Origin of the sequence: Micrococcus sp. HMSC31B01 (genome assembly GCF_001816085.1) — a bacterium.
Taxonomy (GTDB): domain Bacteria; phylum Actinomycetota; class Actinomycetes; order Actinomycetales; family Micrococcaceae; genus Micrococcus; species Micrococcus luteus.
This window is the reverse complement of the sequence record NZ_KV825429.1, coordinates 1-616: the sequence shown is the minus strand read 5'-3', so window position 1 is coordinate 616 and position 616 is coordinate 1. Positions and strand designations below refer to the sequence as shown.

The window sequence follows — 616 nt, the reverse complement described above, 5'->3', positions numbered from 1 at the left end:
GCCGCGCTCCACGAGATGGAGGCCGCCGGGGCCGTCCTGGCGACCTCGTGAGCGGGTGCGGCCCCGGCGGGCGTGCCGGAGCCGGCGCCCGACGCAGACGAGGAGAGCAGCCATGACCGACTCCCCCATCGCCGCAGACCGGGACGGCATCCGCTACCTCTCCGGAGCGATCCCGGCCGCCGACGACGTCCGCGCCCTCTACGACGCCGTGGGCTGGTCCGCCTCCACGGCGGACATGGACACGCTCATGGGCGGGCTGCAGGGTTCGGCCACCGTGGTGACCGCCTTCGACGGCGGCCGTCTGGTCGGCCTGGCCCGCGTGGTCTCCGACGGACACACCATCGCCTACCTGCAGGACATCCTCGTGCATCCGGTGCACCAGCGCCGCGGCATCGCCTCCGAGCTGCTGCGCCACGTCTTCGCCGGTACGGCCATGTCCGTCAGCACGTGCTGCTCACGGACACCGAGGAGCGCCAGCGCGCCTTCTACGAGACCCATGGCTTCCGCGAGTCCCGTGACGTGGAGGGCGACGAGCTGCGCGCCTTCGTGCGCGTCCAGTCCCGGGACGGCTGAACCCGGCGCTCGGGTCGGCACGGCCCGCCGGCGCCCGCCGCGC

The 616-nt window shown here is 74.4% G+C and carries 1 protein-coding gene; it reads left to right on the top strand.

The genetic code is table 11. The features are described from left to right. Positions 1 to 112: 112 nt before the first annotated feature. On the top strand, positions 113 to 616 hold a 504-nt coding region (locus tag HMPREF3105_RS11890; RefSeq protein WP_371441116.1), incomplete at its 3' end, for a GNAT family N-acetyltransferase.